Annotated in this window: 15 protein-coding genes; 8 read left to right on the top strand and 7 right to left on the bottom strand. The window is 38.3% G+C overall.

Annotated features, from left to right (window positions below):
- Positions 1-755: 755 nt before the first annotated feature.
- The 4 genes from ABTQ23_RS16440 to folD all read left to right on the top strand — a co-directional run bounded on the left by ABTQ23_RS16440 (position 756) and on the right by folD (position 8029).
- Positions 756-2165, top strand: a complete 1410-nt coding sequence (locus ABTQ23_RS16440) for a tyrosine-type recombinase/integrase (RefSeq protein WP_408616834.1) — start codon at positions 756-758, stop codon at positions 2163-2165.
- Positions 2166-2183: 18 nt separating this feature from the next.
- Positions 2184-5540, top strand: coding sequence for a hypothetical protein (locus ABTQ23_RS16435; protein WP_408616833.1), 3357 nt, complete (start codon positions 2184-2186; stop codon positions 5538-5540).
- A complete protein-coding gene (locus tag ABTQ23_RS16430) occupies positions 5537-6193 on the top strand; it encodes a hypothetical protein (RefSeq protein ID WP_408616832.1) in 657 nt (218 codons plus the stop codon). The genes ABTQ23_RS16435 and ABTQ23_RS16430 overlap by 4 nt, the downstream gene beginning before the upstream one ends.
- Before the next feature lie 978 nt (positions 6194-7171).
- Positions 7172-8029, top strand: a complete 858-nt coding sequence (gene folD, locus ABTQ23_RS16425) for a bifunctional methylenetetrahydrofolate dehydrogenase/methenyltetrahydrofolate cyclohydrolase FolD (protein ID WP_408616831.1) — start codon at positions 7172-7174, stop codon at positions 8027-8029.
- Positions 8030-8081: 52 nt separating this feature from the next.
- On the opposite strand, the gene ABTQ23_RS16420 is transcribed toward folD, so the two are convergent.
- The 7 genes from ABTQ23_RS16420 to cysS all read right to left on the bottom strand — a co-directional run bounded on the left by ABTQ23_RS16420 (position 8082) and on the right by cysS (position 12863).
- Positions 8082-8717 (bottom strand): ribonuclease T2 family protein, encoded by a 636-nt coding sequence (locus ABTQ23_RS16420; protein WP_408616830.1) that lies wholly within the window; start codon positions 8715-8717, stop codon positions 8082-8084.
- A gap of 2 nt (positions 8718-8719) precedes the next feature.
- Positions 8720-9421: an aspartate/glutamate racemase family protein gene (locus tag ABTQ23_RS16415; protein ID WP_408616829.1), complete on the bottom strand. Its 702-nt coding sequence runs from the start codon at positions 9419-9421 to the stop codon at positions 8720-8722.
- A gap of 11 nt (positions 9422-9432) precedes the next feature.
- Entirely contained in the window at positions 9433-9924 is a 492-nt protein-coding gene (locus ABTQ23_RS16410) for a GNAT family N-acetyltransferase (protein ID WP_408616828.1), read from the bottom strand.
- A gap of 63 nt (positions 9925-9987) precedes the next feature.
- Positions 9988-10506 (bottom strand): O-acetyl-ADP-ribose deacetylase, encoded by a 519-nt coding sequence (locus ABTQ23_RS16405; RefSeq protein ID WP_408616827.1) that lies wholly within the window; start codon positions 10504-10506, stop codon positions 9988-9990.
- A 17-nt stretch (positions 10507-10523) separates the two neighbouring features.
- Positions 10524-10916: a VOC family protein gene (locus ABTQ23_RS16400; RefSeq protein ID WP_408616826.1), complete on the bottom strand. Its 393-nt coding sequence runs from the start codon at positions 10914-10916 to the stop codon at positions 10524-10526.
- Positions 10917-10992: 76 nt separating this feature from the next.
- Complete coding sequence (locus ABTQ23_RS16395) at positions 10993-11358, bottom strand: hypothetical protein (protein ID WP_408616825.1); 366 nt, start codon at positions 11356-11358, stop codon at positions 10993-10995.
- A 119-nt stretch (positions 11359-11477) separates the two neighbouring features.
- Complete coding sequence (cysS, locus tag ABTQ23_RS16390) at positions 11478-12863, bottom strand: cysteine--tRNA ligase (RefSeq protein WP_408616824.1); 1386 nt, start codon at positions 12861-12863, stop codon at positions 11478-11480.
- Between the two features lie 307 nt (positions 12864-13170).
- On the opposite strand from cysS, the gene ABTQ23_RS16385 reads away from it, so the two are divergent.
- From ABTQ23_RS16385 to phnD, 4 genes are all read left to right on the top strand, one after another.
- Positions 13171-13668: a peptidylprolyl isomerase gene (locus ABTQ23_RS16385; protein ID WP_408616823.1), complete on the top strand. Its 498-nt coding sequence runs from the start codon at positions 13171-13173 to the stop codon at positions 13666-13668.
- Between the two features lie 6 nt (positions 13669-13674).
- A complete protein-coding gene (lpxH, locus tag ABTQ23_RS16380) occupies positions 13675-14391 on the top strand; it encodes a UDP-2,3-diacylglucosamine diphosphatase (protein ID WP_408616822.1) in 717 nt (238 codons plus the stop codon).
- A 67-nt stretch (positions 14392-14458) separates the two neighbouring features.
- Entirely contained in the window at positions 14459-15310 is an 852-nt protein-coding gene (gene phnC / locus ABTQ23_RS16375) for a phosphonate ABC transporter ATP-binding protein (protein WP_408616850.1), read from the top strand.
- Between the two features lie 35 nt (positions 15311-15345).
- Complete coding sequence (phnD, locus tag ABTQ23_RS16370) at positions 15346-16275, top strand: phosphonate ABC transporter substrate-binding protein (RefSeq protein ID WP_408616821.1); 930 nt, start codon at positions 15346-15348, stop codon at positions 16273-16275.
- Positions 16276-16279: the final 4 nt, after the last annotated feature.

The following is a 16279-nucleotide window of genomic DNA, read 5'->3' as shown; positions in this document are numbered from 1 at the left end:
AACACCTCCTGAAACGCACCAGAGCTATCACATGAAATACATATAAACCAAAAAAATGGGTAATGCAGTGAAATTGACGCTGCAAAATAAGCGCGATGTTGGTTGAACCACAATTTACAAATTAGTTAATTACCACCTAAGAGCTGCCTCTCTAGCGCTAATATCAAAGATGAATTTGGGAATAATTGATTAGTCTGAAAATGATATAATAAATCAAAAATACTATCTGGATAGAGTTAGTATCAAAGTGATACTAACCTTGATAATTTATTAGTATTAAAATTATTTAACGATCCCAAAACTCCTTTTGGAGTTAGTTAGTATAAAAATGATACTAACTTTAATATTTGATTAATCTAAAAAATTTTCAATCACCTATCGAATAATATCCAGAGAGGTAGGTTAGTAGCAAAGTGATAGTAACCTGTATTTTTTTAGTCTAAAAAATATAATAACTAAAAATATCTACCTGAATTGAGTAAGTATCAAAGCGATACTTACTCAAATAATTTATCAATATAATTATCATTTACAACCTAAAAATTTAAACCTAGAGCAGGTTAATATCAAAATGATACTAACTCATTGTATTAAAATGATATTTGACCATTCAAAAAATATCTGATAGCTTTCATTAAAGTATATCTGACCATAGTTTTAAAAGCATAAGAAAATATTAGTGAAACTCTTAATAAAACGAATGAAATAATTTAAAGAAAAGTTCATCTATCTTATATAGAACAGAAAGGCTGAAAATGGTAAGAAAAACAAAAAACATTATTAAAAGAGAAATAAAATTACCTGATGGTAGTGTTTTCTATTCATTCATATCAAAATCTACCGGATCGATTATTGAGGTAGAAGAGCATTTAAATAATATGCTATTAAATAGTCAACCATATCGGACAGTTAAATCTAAAGCTTCAGACTTAGCGAGATTTTATGACTATTATATTGAAGCGTCATATGTTATACACTCACCAGAATATTTATCGGCTCTAAAGCATGATCCTGCTTTTTCTAATAGTCAGAAATTAAGAACTACTCTTACTGCAATTTTCAATGCGTATCCATCTTATTTACTTGATGCTACTCGCTCAAAAAATCTATTAGCAAATATTTGCGCAAAAAATTTGGAGGCAAAAAAAGTAAAAAGAACATCGGCTAAACGTATGCTGTCTAGTTTGACTGACTACATACTTGCGTCAAATGCTCAAGAATATAGTTTGAAAATTCAAAAAAAAGCAAATGGACTTCTTGATTTAGACCAAGATGCGAATGCTATTGGAAATGAACTTAGTCAAAAACAAAACTTAAGATACTCTGAGCGAAAAGCACTAATAGAGAATTCATATCTCGCATCTTGTATATCTGGCGGCGCTAGAGTTGCTAGAATTAAGAACTTTTTCAAGTTGCCGAGAGAAAATAAAATTCAAAAACCGAAGCATTTTCCAATCAAACATATTGGAACTTTCTTATTAAATACTAAATATCACCGCGATAAAGCGATGTACGCATTATGTTTTGGCGGAGGACTAAGATTTTCAGAAGCTACAAGATTAAAATTTGATAACATTTCGGTTATGAACGAAGAGGTACAATTAAATAGCAAAGAAATAATTAATTACTTAGATTCAATTGACTATTTATCACTATCAAATAAACATATTGCACACTATATAGTAACCCTAGTCGAACCATTTAAGTCTTTTTTTTTCGATGAATTAACTAAATATTTAGAAATAGAAAGGCCAAAATCAAATTCAAACTATATTTTTTTAAAGAATCGAGGTGAGAAAAATATTATTACAGGTAATATTGATCATCTTCCATATTTCACATCTTCACAAGCTGCAATACAAGAAATGTGGAATAGCAATCTATTAAGAGCAAGTTTGAACACTCCTGAGTTTGAAGATAAACAAACGCATTCGATGAGACATTTTTATGGTGTTTACATGCGGAACTTTGCTCCCAATTCAAGAGGAGGATTTGGACATACAGATGAGGAAGTACAATATTTTATGAGACATGAGCAACTAAAAAGTACAAAAATATATTCAAAAGTAGATATTGGCGTAATTAGTAAACAGCTAGAAATAACTAATCGAATACTCTTACAAAGAGAGTCATATTTATATCAAAATATGAAAAAAATCTGTTGAAAAAGTAAAGGATCCAAAATGATATTCAATAAAGATTTCACTTTAAAAAATTTTAAAAAATCAGTAGAATATTTTAGTAAAAAACTAAAGTCATTTTCTGTAGATGCATTTCCCGCCGATTATAAAAATAACTTTCGAGGTGCCGATAATGGAGTTGATTCCTTAATTGAATCAATTAATAACATATCTACTAAGTCACTAGACCAAATAAAAAAATTTCTACAACAATCAGAAACTATTCTAATTAATGAATGCAGAGGAGAAAAAACTGATTCATATAAAAAACAACTAGACTATTTGATTCCAAATCTTACTAAAATTCGGCCTAATGATTACTATCATCGATTACATCACTTGCGCCTATTCCTTAGTTACTTGGCTTTAGAAAAGATAATTAGACTTAATTGTTTGGCCGGTTCACATCCAAAATCGACAAAAGCAGCAGAACGCATTAGCACAACAAAGCTAAACAACTTTCTACCGGCACTTGCTGTCGACTTTTGGCTAGGAGCTACACTAAACCGTTACACAGATAATGAAAATCACGTAAAAACAAATTTATTCCAAGATAATTATTTTAACTATATAGGATCAAATTCTGTTAAAGGAGATAAATTAAATCAAGCATTTAAAAGACTTGCAGATATTATAGTAGCTAATGGAATTACAGAACCTAAAGATATTACTCTAGAAGTTTTACTTGCATATCATGAAGATCTCGTAGTTTATTATAAAGGATCTCCACCGTCATACAGCATTAAGCCAGCAATTAACTTGCTTTCTTATTCAACAGATATTAATTTTGAAAAAATTTATCAGGAATTTCTAAAAAATAGAACCCCCTCAAAAAGAAAGGGGCAAAAAAAATTAAAAAATGAACAAATTTTTAAAGGAAACACAAAAATAGCAAAAGAGTTTATTGGGGATAATGTTGATAATGTAAATGAGATTAGGGTTCCAATAACAAATAAAAAAGTCACATTAGATTACGGATATTGGTCTGATATCTCAGGGACCGATTCAACATTTGTCGCTAAAGAATTAGATTCAAGTAACATATGGATTGCTGCACAAATTGACTTCTTGAGATATACTTCAATAGAGCACGGTACAATCAAACAGAAAAATGCGCGACTAAGCATTCTAAATAAATATATATTTAGCTATCTACCTGCTTATTTTAAATCAGGTCTTTCGGGAAAATTTGAATATCCCAAACATCCGACTGAATTTTTACCTAGCCTTTTTATTCAAAGAAGTAATATTTTTGAGATAGAAAATGCCAATAAGTTTACAGAAAATTTTCAATATCCTGTTCCTTTGCAACAGTTTGTATATGATATGACTAGTGCTGCGAAAAAAGAAAATACTACTAATAACAATTCAGGAAGAGATGCTTTGGTTGTAATTAGTAATTTTTTTGATTATTTAAGCAGTCTAGACTCTCCATTAATAAAAGGTTTCCGAAACCCACTTACAGGCATGGCAAAAAAGAAGATTGGGAAAAAATATGCAAAAAATAGAAAATATATATTTAGTTTAGAATATTGGCTAGGACTGCGCTCATTTTGTAAAACAGTCACAAATCATATGCTAAATGAAGTTACTGAAGCTATTCGAAGTGGGGAAAATAATACGGATTATATCATTATAAATGAAGACATTTTTATGAAAGACAGTGCTGGTTTACAAGTTGGGAGAGTCTCATTAAAAGAGATTAATCAGCTTAAAGTATTAAAACATAGTAGTAACCGGGGCCATAAAGGAGTGAAGGATTTTAATATTTATTTGCACAATTACCAAGCATGGGCAATGATAACGCTTTTATTACACTCAGGTTTAAGAAGATCAAATGCGATGTGGATAGATGATACTGAATGTTTCTCGCTATCGAATGAAACATCAGAATATCAGGAATTACTTATATCAACAGACAAAACAAAGACTGAAAAATTTTCAATTATAATTTCTGCTGAAATCATGAAATTACTAAAAGAAGTAGCAAACGTAAAAAGTCTCATAATCGAATCAAATCCAGAGTTAGGAGAAAAAATACCCTATCAAGGGAATCCCAATTCTAAATGGGGTGATATATCCCCTCTATTTAGAACAAAATTAAAACATAATGATAATAGCTTTCAGCACTTTTTCAGTGAAATTATAAATGAATATGAATCATTCTTAATTCGGAATAACATAGATTATATTCCAACAACACTGTTTGCACCCAAATTAGGATATGCCTTAGATGAATTTATTTACTTATCAAATCAGAGACATTTCAATACTGAACAGTGCGAAATTTCAGTCGACTATATTGATGATTATAGTGAAGTGAAGTTCATCCCATTACACAAACGTACTCTAATTACACCACATTCTTTAAGAACGATGACAGATAGTGTTTTTGCTCCCATTGTTGGTGCAGATGTTGTGGGAAAACTATTAACTGGTCAATCAGAAGCTACTGTTAGCTACTATACAAAGAAACTACCAGATAGTGCCTCACAAGATTTTATTAATGAGGTTATCAACCTTATAGAATTAACAAAAGACACGGATAGGAAATCTATCATTACAGTTGCCGAAACTGAAATAAATGAAAAGGCTTTTGAAAGTGATCTTGAATTTTCGCCAGGCGATACAATTAATAAGTACAATGCAAAGTCACTTAACTTTAACACATCAGAGGATTTTGATTATCAATTAAATGGACTTAGGGAATTAAAAAAAGCTAATCCAAATAATATTAAATATTTTCGTACACATATATGTCCCGTTGGCGGTAGCTGTCCCAAAACTGTCTGTGATAATATTGGGAAGCGAAATTGTTATGCTTGTCCATTAGCGATTGTTACCAATAACCATTTCCCTGCGATTAAATCACATATTAAATTTTTATGTGATGAGATTGGAACTATCAATACTCAGTTAGAATATTTTATATTTCTAGAAACAGAAAAGGATGAACTTAACGATAAAAAGTCAACGCTTTTAACTCAAGCTTCATATTGGGCTGTGAGATTAACTATTGGAGAGAGTTCTAATGGTAGTGATATTTATTACGTATCTGATGAGGGATTGAAAATTATGAATTCTTTTACTCCCTATAACGACTCTGAACAAGCAAGATTGTTACTAAGACTCAAAGAAACCGAGGGGATTCCATTATTACATAGTGATAAACTTAAGATTCAAGCATCACGATTTAGAAGAAAAATAGAGTTCCTTGCTACACAACACGGTGAAGAAATCACAGAATTAAATGATCTAGATTATCTTGCTCAATTATTTAATATTAAAACAGATTTATATGGTTTATCAGTAGAACAAAAATTAAGTCTAATAAAATCTCCAGGTGAAGGATCAAAATGATAGGCTTAATTGAAAAAAAAGTCTCAAAATCAAAAACTCGAATAAAAAAGATACAAAAAATATTGGAACAGCTTCAAACATCTGACGCACAGTTTTCATCAGAACGTAAGTTAACTGTGTTTATAGCTGATACAATGAATAACCAAGGCGATCATATTGACAGTTCGACTCTAAGAAGGAGGAACTCACCATATAAAGAATTAATCAGTTCATATTTTTCTAGAGTTGAAAGTACAAGTTTAGAAATATCTAATACAGCCAGCGAACTTCAATTAAGAAGTAGGAATAAAGAAATTATTAAGCTTAAGAATGACTTATCGAAGGCGATAAAGGTAATAGATGATAAAGAGGAAGAGATTACAACTTTATTAATTAATCAACATAAGAGCCGACAAAAGGCTATTTCATCAATTTCACCACCAAAAGCGACGATCTATAAAAGTAGTGAAATTTTAGAGCTTAAATCGTTGATAAAAAAACAAGAAAAGCAACTAGAAGTAGCGTGTAAGGTTATACATAAATTAATTAATGATGATTTAAAAGGGACATATGAAGCAAAAGGAGGGCGTGTTGTAGATTTACTCAATGACAGCGACTTATTTAGTTATGACAGCTTTGAGGCTTATTTTCGTTACCTTTCTGAAAATAAGTAAAACAGTGAGTTAAGGGGGTGATGTCTACATCAATACTCCGTCACTTTCCCAGTGCACCAATTTAACTTAGTAAAAGGTTATATTAGATATAAATATTTTTGAATTGGTGCAATGACAAACCAGTTGTAAGCCCACAATAGTTCATAAGATTAAAAAAAGCCAGTATCTGTTAGATACTGGCCTTTAAAATGGCGCTCCGTACAGGATTCGAACCTGTGACCACCCGCTTCATCACACTATAGCTTTCGCTACCACCATTCGGCTTTGTGCGCTGGACTATCCCTTCACCATTGCTATTGCTGTAGGTGGATGCCGTCTAGTCTCTACACCTTCCCATACATCGCTGGGCTTGGCTCGGGATTGCCAACTTAATCAGTAAGGTTTCCCCGAATTTGACATCTTACATTCGCGAAGTTTCCCTCGTGAAGCCCAATTTCTGAAATTTACATTTCTGCCAATTAGAAGGCGGGTGCTCTATCCAGCTGAGCTAACGGAGCATTTATTACTTATATAAAACATTTATCTCAAACTATTCTCAACTGTACATTAAGAATATTTTGATGTTAAACATCGTAAACGTTTTGCAAATTTTTACATAGAATCTAACTGATTCTCATCACACCAAAAGCAACATCAACACAAGCTTCATAGTCAACATGATGAACTACACCAAAATTAACTTAATATAAGAACCTGTGACCACCGGCTTAGAAGGCCGGTGCTCTATCCAGCTGAGCTAAGGGCGCTTAGAGCGAATATCTCGCTTAATGCGGCCGCATATTACTGTCATTCGCTAAAACGGTCAAATATTTTAACGCAATTTGTTAGCGATTGCAGATATAACTTACTGTTTTGACTAAATTATAACCGATATTCCAAATAAAAGGCTAACAAGCCTATAAAACAAAAAGCCATTGGCCTAACGGGCGCTTCATGCGACAATAATTGCCATCCAATCATAACCCCCCATGAATAGGTATGTCAGCTCAAATCATTGATGGTAAAGCTATCGCTCAGTCTCTTCGCCATGAAGTTGGTGAAAAAGTAAAAACACGTCTAGAAAAAGGACTTCGTGCGCCAGGTCTTGCTGTGGTATTAGTCGGCAGTGACCCTGCATCTAAAGTATATGTTGGCAGCAAACGTCGTGCTTGCGATGAAGTTGGCTTTGTCTCACGCTCATACGATTTGCCTGTTGAAACCACACATCAACAGTTAATCAAGCTTATCGACGAGCTTAATGAAGATAAAGAAATTGATGGTATTTTGGTACAGCTGCCATTACCCGATCATATTGATGAAACCGAAGTGATTGAACGGATTCGTCCAGACAAAGACGTTGATGGTTTTCATCCTTATAACGTTGGCCGTTTAGCTCAGCGCATCCCTGCCCTGCGCTCTTGCACGCCAAAAGGGATTATGACCTTAATTCGCTCAACTGGCGTTGATACTTACGGCATGCATGCGGTGATTGTTGGCGCATCCAATATTGTCGGCCGACCTATGACATTAGAGCTGCTGCTGGCTGGATGTACCACCACCACTTGCCATCGCTTTACGAAAGATTTAGAAAGTGAAGTGCGCCGCGCAGACTTATTAGTCGTCGCTGTTGGCAAAGCTGAGTTTATTCCTGGCGAATGGGTCAAAGAAGGTGCGGTTGTGATTGATGTGGGTATTAACCGTAATGACAACGGTAAACTCATTGGCGATATCGAGTTTGCTACAGCTAAAGAAAAAGCAAGCTGGATTACACCAGTTCCAGGCGGTGTTGGCCCAATGACTGTTGCCAGCTTGATTGAAAATACGCTAGAAGCTTGTGAAAAATATCACGACGCTTAAAATTTATCTGTCAAGAAAACACAGTGTAAAAGCGCTCAGTAGAGCGCTTTTGTTATTTTTTAGGGCAACTGATTAGACTAAATTTTTTATCAAAACAGATCCCAAACTCACTGCCCTGTTTACTCAGCCATTTATCCTTTAACTTAACATTATTCTGTTTCATCCATTTAATAGCTTGGGATGCATTCAAATGAACGGGCGGCAGTTTAAACTGTTGGTAAAGTGATTGCTCTTTTGCAAAGTAGCTTTTGGCATCGGTGAAATCACAAGCGCCATGTTTTTCCCATTCTCCTTGCAGCAATGCCGTCCCTGGACTCATGCACAAATAAGGTTTAATCGTGCTTAACGCAAGCTTGGGTAAATCGCCTTGGCAAAACCGTGGGTGTTGATGGATGTTTCCTGATAAATAAGCAGCTTTTGACTCACCCCATAAACCATGAACGACCCAACCAAACTGATTACCTGAAGCACACTGAAATTTAAATTTTGGTTGCTCTTCACGCCCTTTACAAAAACGTCTCGAGTTGGAAAATACCAACATAAAAAAATCGGTTTTAATATCAACGTTTTGATAATCAAGTTGCTGGTCGTAATGAAGGTTAAGGTTGCTATCGTCAATCTGGCACTGCTGCGCCAATCCACAAAGCGGCATAGCAGATAAAATAAGCGCATATAAAATACGACTCACATTCAATTCTCCTCATTTAACGCCCATTCAACTGCTTTTTGAGCATGAATCACGGTGGCATCAAATAGTGGTACGTTGGTATCTTGTTGATGAACCAACATACCAAGCTCGGTGCAGCCTAGAATAATCGCCTGAGCGCCACGCTGGGTTAGCTCGTCAATGATCTCTAAATAGACCTGTTGCGATGATTTAACTACCTTACCAAGGCAAAGTTCATTAAATATGACAGTATCGATTTGCGTACATTGCTGCTCACTTGGCACAATCACATCCAGTGCAAATTTATCTTTAAGCCGATTTTTGTAGAAATCTTCTTGCATCGTAAAGCGTGTTCCAAGTAGAGCGACCTTTGTTATGCCTGAGTGACAGATCGTTTGCGCCGTTGCATCAGCGATATGTAACACGGGAATCGAGATAAATTTGTCGATAAGGGGCACGACCTTATGCATGGTATTGGTACAAATAACCAAACACTGCGCGCCAGCAAGCTCTAGTTTTTGCGCTTTTTGCCCCAGTAACTCACCCGCTTCTTGCCAAAGATTGTTGCGCTGCATCTGTTCAATTGGCGCAAAATCGACACTCGCCATCACCAATTCAGCGCTGTGCAAACCACCTAGTTGCGTTTTAACCTGCTCATTAATCAGTTGGTAATAGTGGGTGGTTGACTCCCAGCTCATGCCGCCTAGCAATCCAATTGTTTTCATCGAAAATTCCTTTAAAGTTTGCTTTGTGCAAATTGACTTAACGCTTCATCACTAAAACGAAAATACTCTTTATCAGTGACATGCGTGGCGCCTATTTTGCGATAGAAAGCCCCGGCTTTGGGGTTACTCTGTTCTGCGGTCCAATCAAGGCGCGTACAACCGTTTTCTATTGCTTGTTTAGCTAAATATTTTAATAGCCTTAATCCTAACCGCTGAGCTCGCCACTTTTCACTAATAAATAGGTCTTTAATAAACATTTGGCCACTTAACGATGGGGCTGGGAAAAGCGTTGTAAAGGTGGCAAACCCCGAGAGTTTCTCTTGGCTAAAAATACCAACAACTGTCATTGATGAATTGGCCGATAAAACTCGTTTCGTTAAATAGGGTTCGATATCGGCAAATCGAGGTGGGTTTGGAAAATAGAATCGATACATTTCATCGAAAATAACAGCCGCATCGCTGGCATCGGCCAATGTTAACTGGCGAATAAAAACACTCATCATTAAATTGCGATTAATTTATCAGACAGACAGTTATATCCAACAAACGGATAAATTAATAGCTAGTTATTGCCCGACTAATTGCTGATAAGTTTTTTCATACACATCAAAGAGTGGCTCATCGAACAGATAAAAATAAATATCTAAGCGATTAACATACTCAAGTGCAATGCTTAGCGCGATTTCGCAGGCCTCTTGATGCGGATACATATAAACGCCGCAGGAAATAGCAGGAAAAGCAATGCTCTTGCAATCATGCTCTAGCGCCAATTTAAATGAGTTTTCATAAGCATTTTTCAAATGCTCCCGCGGCGCTTTATCGACGTTATAAATCGGACCGACTGTGTGAATCACGTAGTTCGCATGAAGATTGCCCGCTGTGGTAATGCGAGCCTCGCCCGTTGGACAGCGCACACAATTCACTTGCGCGACCTTCTGGCACTCTGCCAAAAGTTTTGGTCCTGCCGCGCGATGAATCGCACCATCGACACCACCGCCGCCGAGCATTCTTGAATTAGCAGCGTTGACAATCGCATCAACTTTTGCAGTGGTAATATCACCTTTAAGAATATGAATTTGTCCCATCAATAGCTCCTTGATACTTAGGCATGACAAACTGCTTCTATATTGTTCCCATCCGGGTCAATTAAAAAGGCCGCATAATAATTTGGTTCATATTCAAGCCTTAAACCGGGAGCACCATTATCGATTGCGCCAAGCTCTAACCCGATTTTATAAAAAGTATCCACCAGCTCAGTGGTATCGGCTCCAAAGGCAAAATGGCGCGGTGTAAAAGGGCTTTGCGTCTCAACAATCCACAGTGAATCAGTGCCTGGCGCCCCAAATGAGCAGATCCGCTGGTGAGGGAAATCATCGCTTATATATTTGCTGAACTCATAATTGATTTCATAACCAAACGGCTCAAACAAAGCGGCATAAAAATCTCGGGTACAAAGATAATCGACGGCGTAGGTACTGAGGTGATCAAAAAACATGGCAGATCCTTTTAACGATAAAAAGGATCTCTATCCTAACCACGTTTCTCTCATTGAAAGGGTGATTCTTATCACATTAGGCGTAGGTATGCACAAGCGCACTGATGATACACACGAGCGCAGCCGGGACACCTGAGGCAAATAATACCAGCTCGCTCGTGTAATCGACACCGCCCTTATTGTTTATTTGCGTTGCTTTTTCTTGTTCGCCATCCACCAGCGGCAGCTGACGTTTTTTACGAATCGCTTTCATCTCATTGGCCCGGCGCATAAATGCCCCGCCTCGCCAGCTAATCACAGCAATTCCCCAAAGAATAATCACCATTTCAAAACAAAAATCACCAATGGATGCAACCCGCAACGCAGGAACAAAATGCGATAATATAGCGACGATAATCGCAGTAATGATATTGGCGATAATGATTTTTTTTAAATATTGCATAAATTAAACCGCTGCGCGTTAAAGGCTGCTCATCATAACAGAGGCACTAAGAGCAAAACACTTTTCGCTGGTGATAAAAAAGCGGCCATTATAGAGCCGCTTTGAGCAAAGTAAATTAATTAAGCTTTACGCCAAGTTGTCCCCTGTGGTCCATCTTCTAGCACAACCCCCATCGCACTTAAGGCATCACGAGCTTGGTCTGCTGCTGCCCAATCTTTTGCGGCGCGAGCATCATTTCGCTGTTTAATCAGCGCTTCAATTTTGCTACTTTGCCCATCATCGCCACTGGCGCCTTGCAGATAAACTTCAGGATCTTCACCACAAAGGCCAAGCACTGAGCCCAATTCGATCAAGACACTGGCATATTGGCCAGCTTGCTCTGGTGCTGAGTCTTTGACTTTATTAATCGCTTTTGCCAAATCAAACAACACTGGCAGCGCTTCTGGAGTATTAAAGTCATCATCCATCGCTTCGATAAATGCATCACGATAGGATTTCACTAAATCATCAGAAGGCTCCACTGGCGTAACTGCGCGCAGCGCAGTGTAGAGGCGTTCAACCGCGGCACGCGCCTGTTTTAAATTGTCTTCAGAATAATTCAGCTGGCTGCGATAGTGACCAGAAACCAGAAAATAGCGAACAGTCTGGCCATCGTACTCTTGAAGCACATCGCGAATAGTGAAGAAATTGCCTAATGATTTAGACATTTTCACTTTATCAACTTGTACCATGCCGCTGTGGATCCAGTAATTCACATAATGGGTATGGTGAGCGCAGCAGCTTTGAGCAATTTCGTTTTCATGATGTGGAAATGCTAAATCAGAGCCACCACCGTGAATATCAAATGTTGAGCCTAAGTGCTTCATATTCATTGCTGAACATTCAATATGCCACCCTGGGCGACCTTCGCCCCAAGGCGATGTCCAATGAGGTTCACCGGGTTTGGCATTTTTCCACAGTACAAAATCCAACGGATTGCGCTTATGCTCGCTCACATCAACGCGAGCCCCGGCTTGGAGCATTTCTAAGTTTTGTTGACTAAGCTTGCCGTAATCGGGATAGCTATCAACCGCGAACATCACATCACCATTATCGCCAACATATGCATTACCGTTGTCGATAAGCTGTTTTACGATTTCAATAATTTCTGGAATATGAGTGGTGACTGTTGGCTCGATATCTGGTTTTTGAATCCCCAGCGCGGCAAAATCTTCATGCATAGCGTTGGTGTAATATCCAACCAGTTCAGTGCAACTTTCGTTGTTTTCAGCCGCCCGTTTAATAATTTTGTCATCCACATCCGTAATGTTGCGAACATAAGTTAAATCGTAGCCGCTCCAACGTAGGTAACGAGCAATCGTATCAAAAGCAACAAAAGTTCGTCCGTGGCCGATATGACAGAAATCGTAGATGGTTACACCACACACATACATGCCGATTTTACCCGGCTCAATGGGTTTAAACTGCTCTTTTTGGCGTGTGAGTGTATTGTAGATTTTTAACATACGGCCGACTCTTCTTATCCTTTATTAGATGAATGATTGATTTTACCATCGAAGTGCAACAAAAACAGCTTAGCGGCTAATCGTTTAGATCTATTTGATTAATTAGCAATCTATCCAGAGCTGTTGGCTTTTTGTGGTCAAATTTTGCTCAAATTAATCACAAAGCTCAACAGTTCCTATAAGCGATACTAAAAACATCTATTAAGCGGGTATCATCCCAGTTAGTTTGTCATTTATACTGAACAAACTGGCATCTGTAATCACAAATCGCTAGAATTTAGCGATTTTTAATTCAAGGATACACCCAATGGTTACGTTACATACAAATCATGGCGATATTACATTAGAGCTATTCGCTGACAAAGCTCCAGAAACCGTAGCAAATTTCATAAGCTACGCTAAATCAGGCCATTACAATGGAACCTTATTTCACCGCGTGATTGATGGATTTATGATCCAGGGCGGTGGCTTTGCCAGTGGCATGCAAGAAAAAGACACCAATTCACCGATTAAAAACGAAGCCAATAACGGCTTATCGAATGAAATTGGAACAATTGCCATGGCTCGCACAATGGAACCACATTCTGCTTCATCACAATTTTTCATCAATGTTGCCAACAATGACTTTTTGAACTTTAAATCAGAAACACCACAAGGTTGGGGTTACTGCGTTTTTGGTAAAGTCTCACAAGGCATGGATGTAGTTGAAAAAATTAAAGGCGTTCCTACAGGTAACTTTGGTTATGTTCATCAAGATGTACCTCTTGAAGAAGTGACCATCGAATCAGTCACCGTTAGCGAATAAGTCTTAATGGTCAGTTATTTTATTGCCGACCTGCATTTAAGCGACGAACGCCCTGATATTCTCGGGGCGTTTGTGCGTTTTATGCGCTCTGAGGCTATTGACGCCGATGCGCTGTATATTCTGGGAGATCTATTTGAAGTTTGGGTCGGCGATGATGTCATAACTCACACCAGCCAAACGGTTGCCAGTGAACTTAAAAAACTGACAGACTCAGGTGTGCCCTGTTATTTCATCTGTGGCAATCGCGATTTTTTAGTCGGTAAACGTTATTTACGTGCCTGCGGCGTTCAGTTGCTCGCCGATGAAACCATTATTGACCTCTATGGGCGAAAAACCATGCTCCTGCACGGCGACATTATGTGTACGCTTGATGAAGCCTATCAGAAATTTCGCCGCAAAGTGCATAACCCCATCATCCAATGGTTATTTCTGTGTTTACCAAAATTTGCGCGGGTAAAAATCGCCAGCAATATGCGCAGCCATAGCAAGATGCAGAACCAAACTAAAAGCGATTCGATTATGGATGTAACTGAGCAAGAAGTGACGCGCCGTTTTGAGCAACACAACTTGCAATGGATGATTCATGGTCATACACATCGCCCTGCGATTCATTACCCATTTAATGATGAACGCCAGCGCATTGTCCTTGGTGATTGGTATCAACAAAGCAGTGTATTATCAGTGACCGATAAAGACCTTCTGCTTGAAGGCGACAAGTTGTAATTAGGCCCTTAATCTAATTAATCCGGCGGCTGTTACAAAACCGTCACTATCGATTCATTTCACTGTCATAAATAGTTGTTTAGATAATTTACTAAATAGGGACATTTATCTAAACGCTATGCAAACCCAAACCTCTCGCTCTAAAGACTGTGAGCATCTTCTTTGTGTTCGCAATTTACAAAAAGCCTACCAACAACGTCACCATGTGATCCGATCAATTAATCTTGATCTATATGCAGGTGAACTCGTTGCCATTATTGGCCGCTCTGGCGCTGGCAAATCAACGCTATTACATATGTTAAACGGTACGATTGACACCACCGCAGGCGAAATTATTGGTTTTCCGCAAAGCGCTCACCCCCAACATGTCGAACATCTGCAAGGTAAAGCACTGCGTCAATGGCGTTCGACTTGCGGCATGATCTTTCAAGACTTTTGCTTAGTTCCGCGTCTTGATGTGATTACCAATGTGCTCTTGGGCCGATTAAGTCAAACAGGTCTATTGCGCTCTATGTTCAAGTTATTTCCAAAGTCAGACGTTGAAAAAGCGATAGAACTTTTAGAGTGGACGGGGCTGATTCACCATGCCCTGCAACGCGCTGAAAACCTCTCTGGTGGCCAATCTCAACGCGTTGCCATTGCCAGAGCCTTAATGCAAAACCCTCGCTTATTACTCGCAGATGAACCGGTTGCATCACTAGATCCTAAAAATACGCATCGCGTTATGCAGGCACTGGTTGCCATTAGCGAGCGCAATATTGGCGTGATGGTCAATTTACACTCGGTGGAGCTCGTTAAGCAGTATTGCTCAAGAGTAATTGGCATTGCGCAAGGGGAAATTATCTTTGATGGTCACCCGGACGAATTAACCGAAGAAGTTCAACAACACATCTATGCCGCAGAAGCTCAAGCGGCCTAATACACAAGAACAGTTTTTACCAAAAGGATAGGAAAATGAAACTAAAGCTTGCGTCACTATTACTAACAGCGCTGGTTGGCTCGTATAACTTTAGCGCACATGCCGCGACAAGAGAACTAAACCTTGGGATTTTAGGCGGGCAAAATGCAACTCAGCAGATTGGTGATAACGTTTGTGTGAAGCAGTATTTTGATAAAACTTTAAACGTTGATACCAAACTTCGTAATTCATCCGACTACTCGGGTGTGATTCAAGGATTAGTCGCTGGCAAAATCGATATGGTGTTGAGTATGTCACCTTCATCGTTTGCATCTGTGCAGATCCGCAACCCTAATGCTGTTGATGTGATTGGCATCCTCACCGATGATAAAGACCAATCAAAAGGCTATCATTCAGTTGTCGTGGTGCGCGAAGACAGCCCATATAAAACAATTGCAGATCTCAAAGGTCACGCTTTTGGCTTTGCCGACCCAGACTCTACCTCAGGGTTCTTAATCCCAAATCATGACTTTCGTAAGCAGTTCGGCGGCAGTAAAGATGATAACTACGATCATTTCTTCGCTTCTACAACATTCTCTGGTGGCCATGAGCAAGACATCTTAGGTGTTCTTAATAAACAGTTTGATGGCGCGGTCACCTGGACCTCGATGGTTGGCGATTACAACAAGGGATATACAGCTGGTGCATTTGGCCGGTTAATGCGAATGGATCATCCAAATTTGATGAAAAATATCCGTATCATTTGGCACTCACAGCTTATTCCGAACGGCCCAATTTTAGTTCGCCACGATCTTCCAAGTGATTTTAAAGCAAATCTTGTAAAAGCCATTAATGAGCTAGATAAAAACCATCATGATTGTTGGATGAAAGCCGTTGGCGGCCATCAACATATTAGCCCGGCAACGGTCGATGACTACGCGACAATCATTGATCTTAAACGCGAATTAATGAACGGCGATCGCTAGGATT

The organism is Celerinatantimonas sediminis, assembly GCF_046054195.1.
In the GTDB taxonomy this organism is placed as follows: Bacteria; Pseudomonadota; Gammaproteobacteria; order Enterobacterales; family Celerinatantimonadaceae; genus Celerinatantimonas.
The sequence above is the reverse complement of the archived record's forward strand: the minus strand, read 5'-3'. Positions and strand labels throughout refer to the sequence as shown.

What these genes read in the sequence shown, in the direction of transcription:
- ABTQ23_RS16440 (WP_408616834.1), top strand. Translation starts at nt 756, where the DNA reads ATGGTAAGAAAAACAAAAAACATTATTAAAAGAGAAATAAAATTACCT.
- ABTQ23_RS16435 (WP_408616833.1), top strand. Translation starts at nt 2,184, where the DNA reads ATGATATTCAATAAAGATTTCACTTTAAAAAATTTTAAAAAATCAGTA.
- ABTQ23_RS16430 (WP_408616832.1), top strand. Translation starts at nt 5,537, where the DNA reads ATGATAGGCTTAATTGAAAAAAAAGTCTCAAAATCAAAAACTCGAATA.
- folD (WP_408616831.1), top strand. Translation starts at nt 7,172, where the DNA reads ATGTCAGCTCAAATCATTGATGGTAAAGCTATCGCTCAGTCTCTTCGC.
- ABTQ23_RS16415 (WP_408616829.1), bottom strand. Translation starts at nt 9,421, where the DNA reads ATGAAAACAATTGGATTGCTAGGCGGCATGAGCTGGGAGTCAACCACC.
- ABTQ23_RS16410 (WP_408616828.1), bottom strand. Translation starts at nt 9,924, where the DNA reads ATGATGAGTGTTTTTATTCGCCAGTTAACATTGGCCGATGCCAGCGAT.
- ABTQ23_RS16405 (WP_408616827.1), bottom strand. Translation starts at nt 10,506, where the DNA reads ATGGGACAAATTCATATTCTTAAAGGTGATATTACCACTGCAAAAGTT.
- ABTQ23_RS16400 (WP_408616826.1), bottom strand. Translation starts at nt 10,916, where the DNA reads ATGTTTTTTGATCACCTCAGTACCTACGCCGTCGATTATCTTTGTACC.
- ABTQ23_RS16395 (WP_408616825.1), bottom strand. Translation starts at nt 11,358, where the DNA reads ATGCAATATTTAAAAAAAATCATTATCGCCAATATCATTACTGCGATT.
- cysS (WP_408616824.1), bottom strand. Translation starts at nt 12,863, where the DNA reads ATGTTAAAAATCTACAATACACTCACACGCCAAAAAGAGCAGTTTAAA.
- ABTQ23_RS16385 (WP_408616823.1), top strand. Translation starts at nt 13,171, where the DNA reads ATGGTTACGTTACATACAAATCATGGCGATATTACATTAGAGCTATTC.
- lpxH (WP_408616822.1), top strand. Translation starts at nt 13,675, where the DNA reads ATGGTCAGTTATTTTATTGCCGACCTGCATTTAAGCGACGAACGCCCT.
- phnD (WP_408616821.1), top strand. Translation starts at nt 15,346, where the DNA reads ATGAAACTAAAGCTTGCGTCACTATTACTAACAGCGCTGGTTGGCTCG.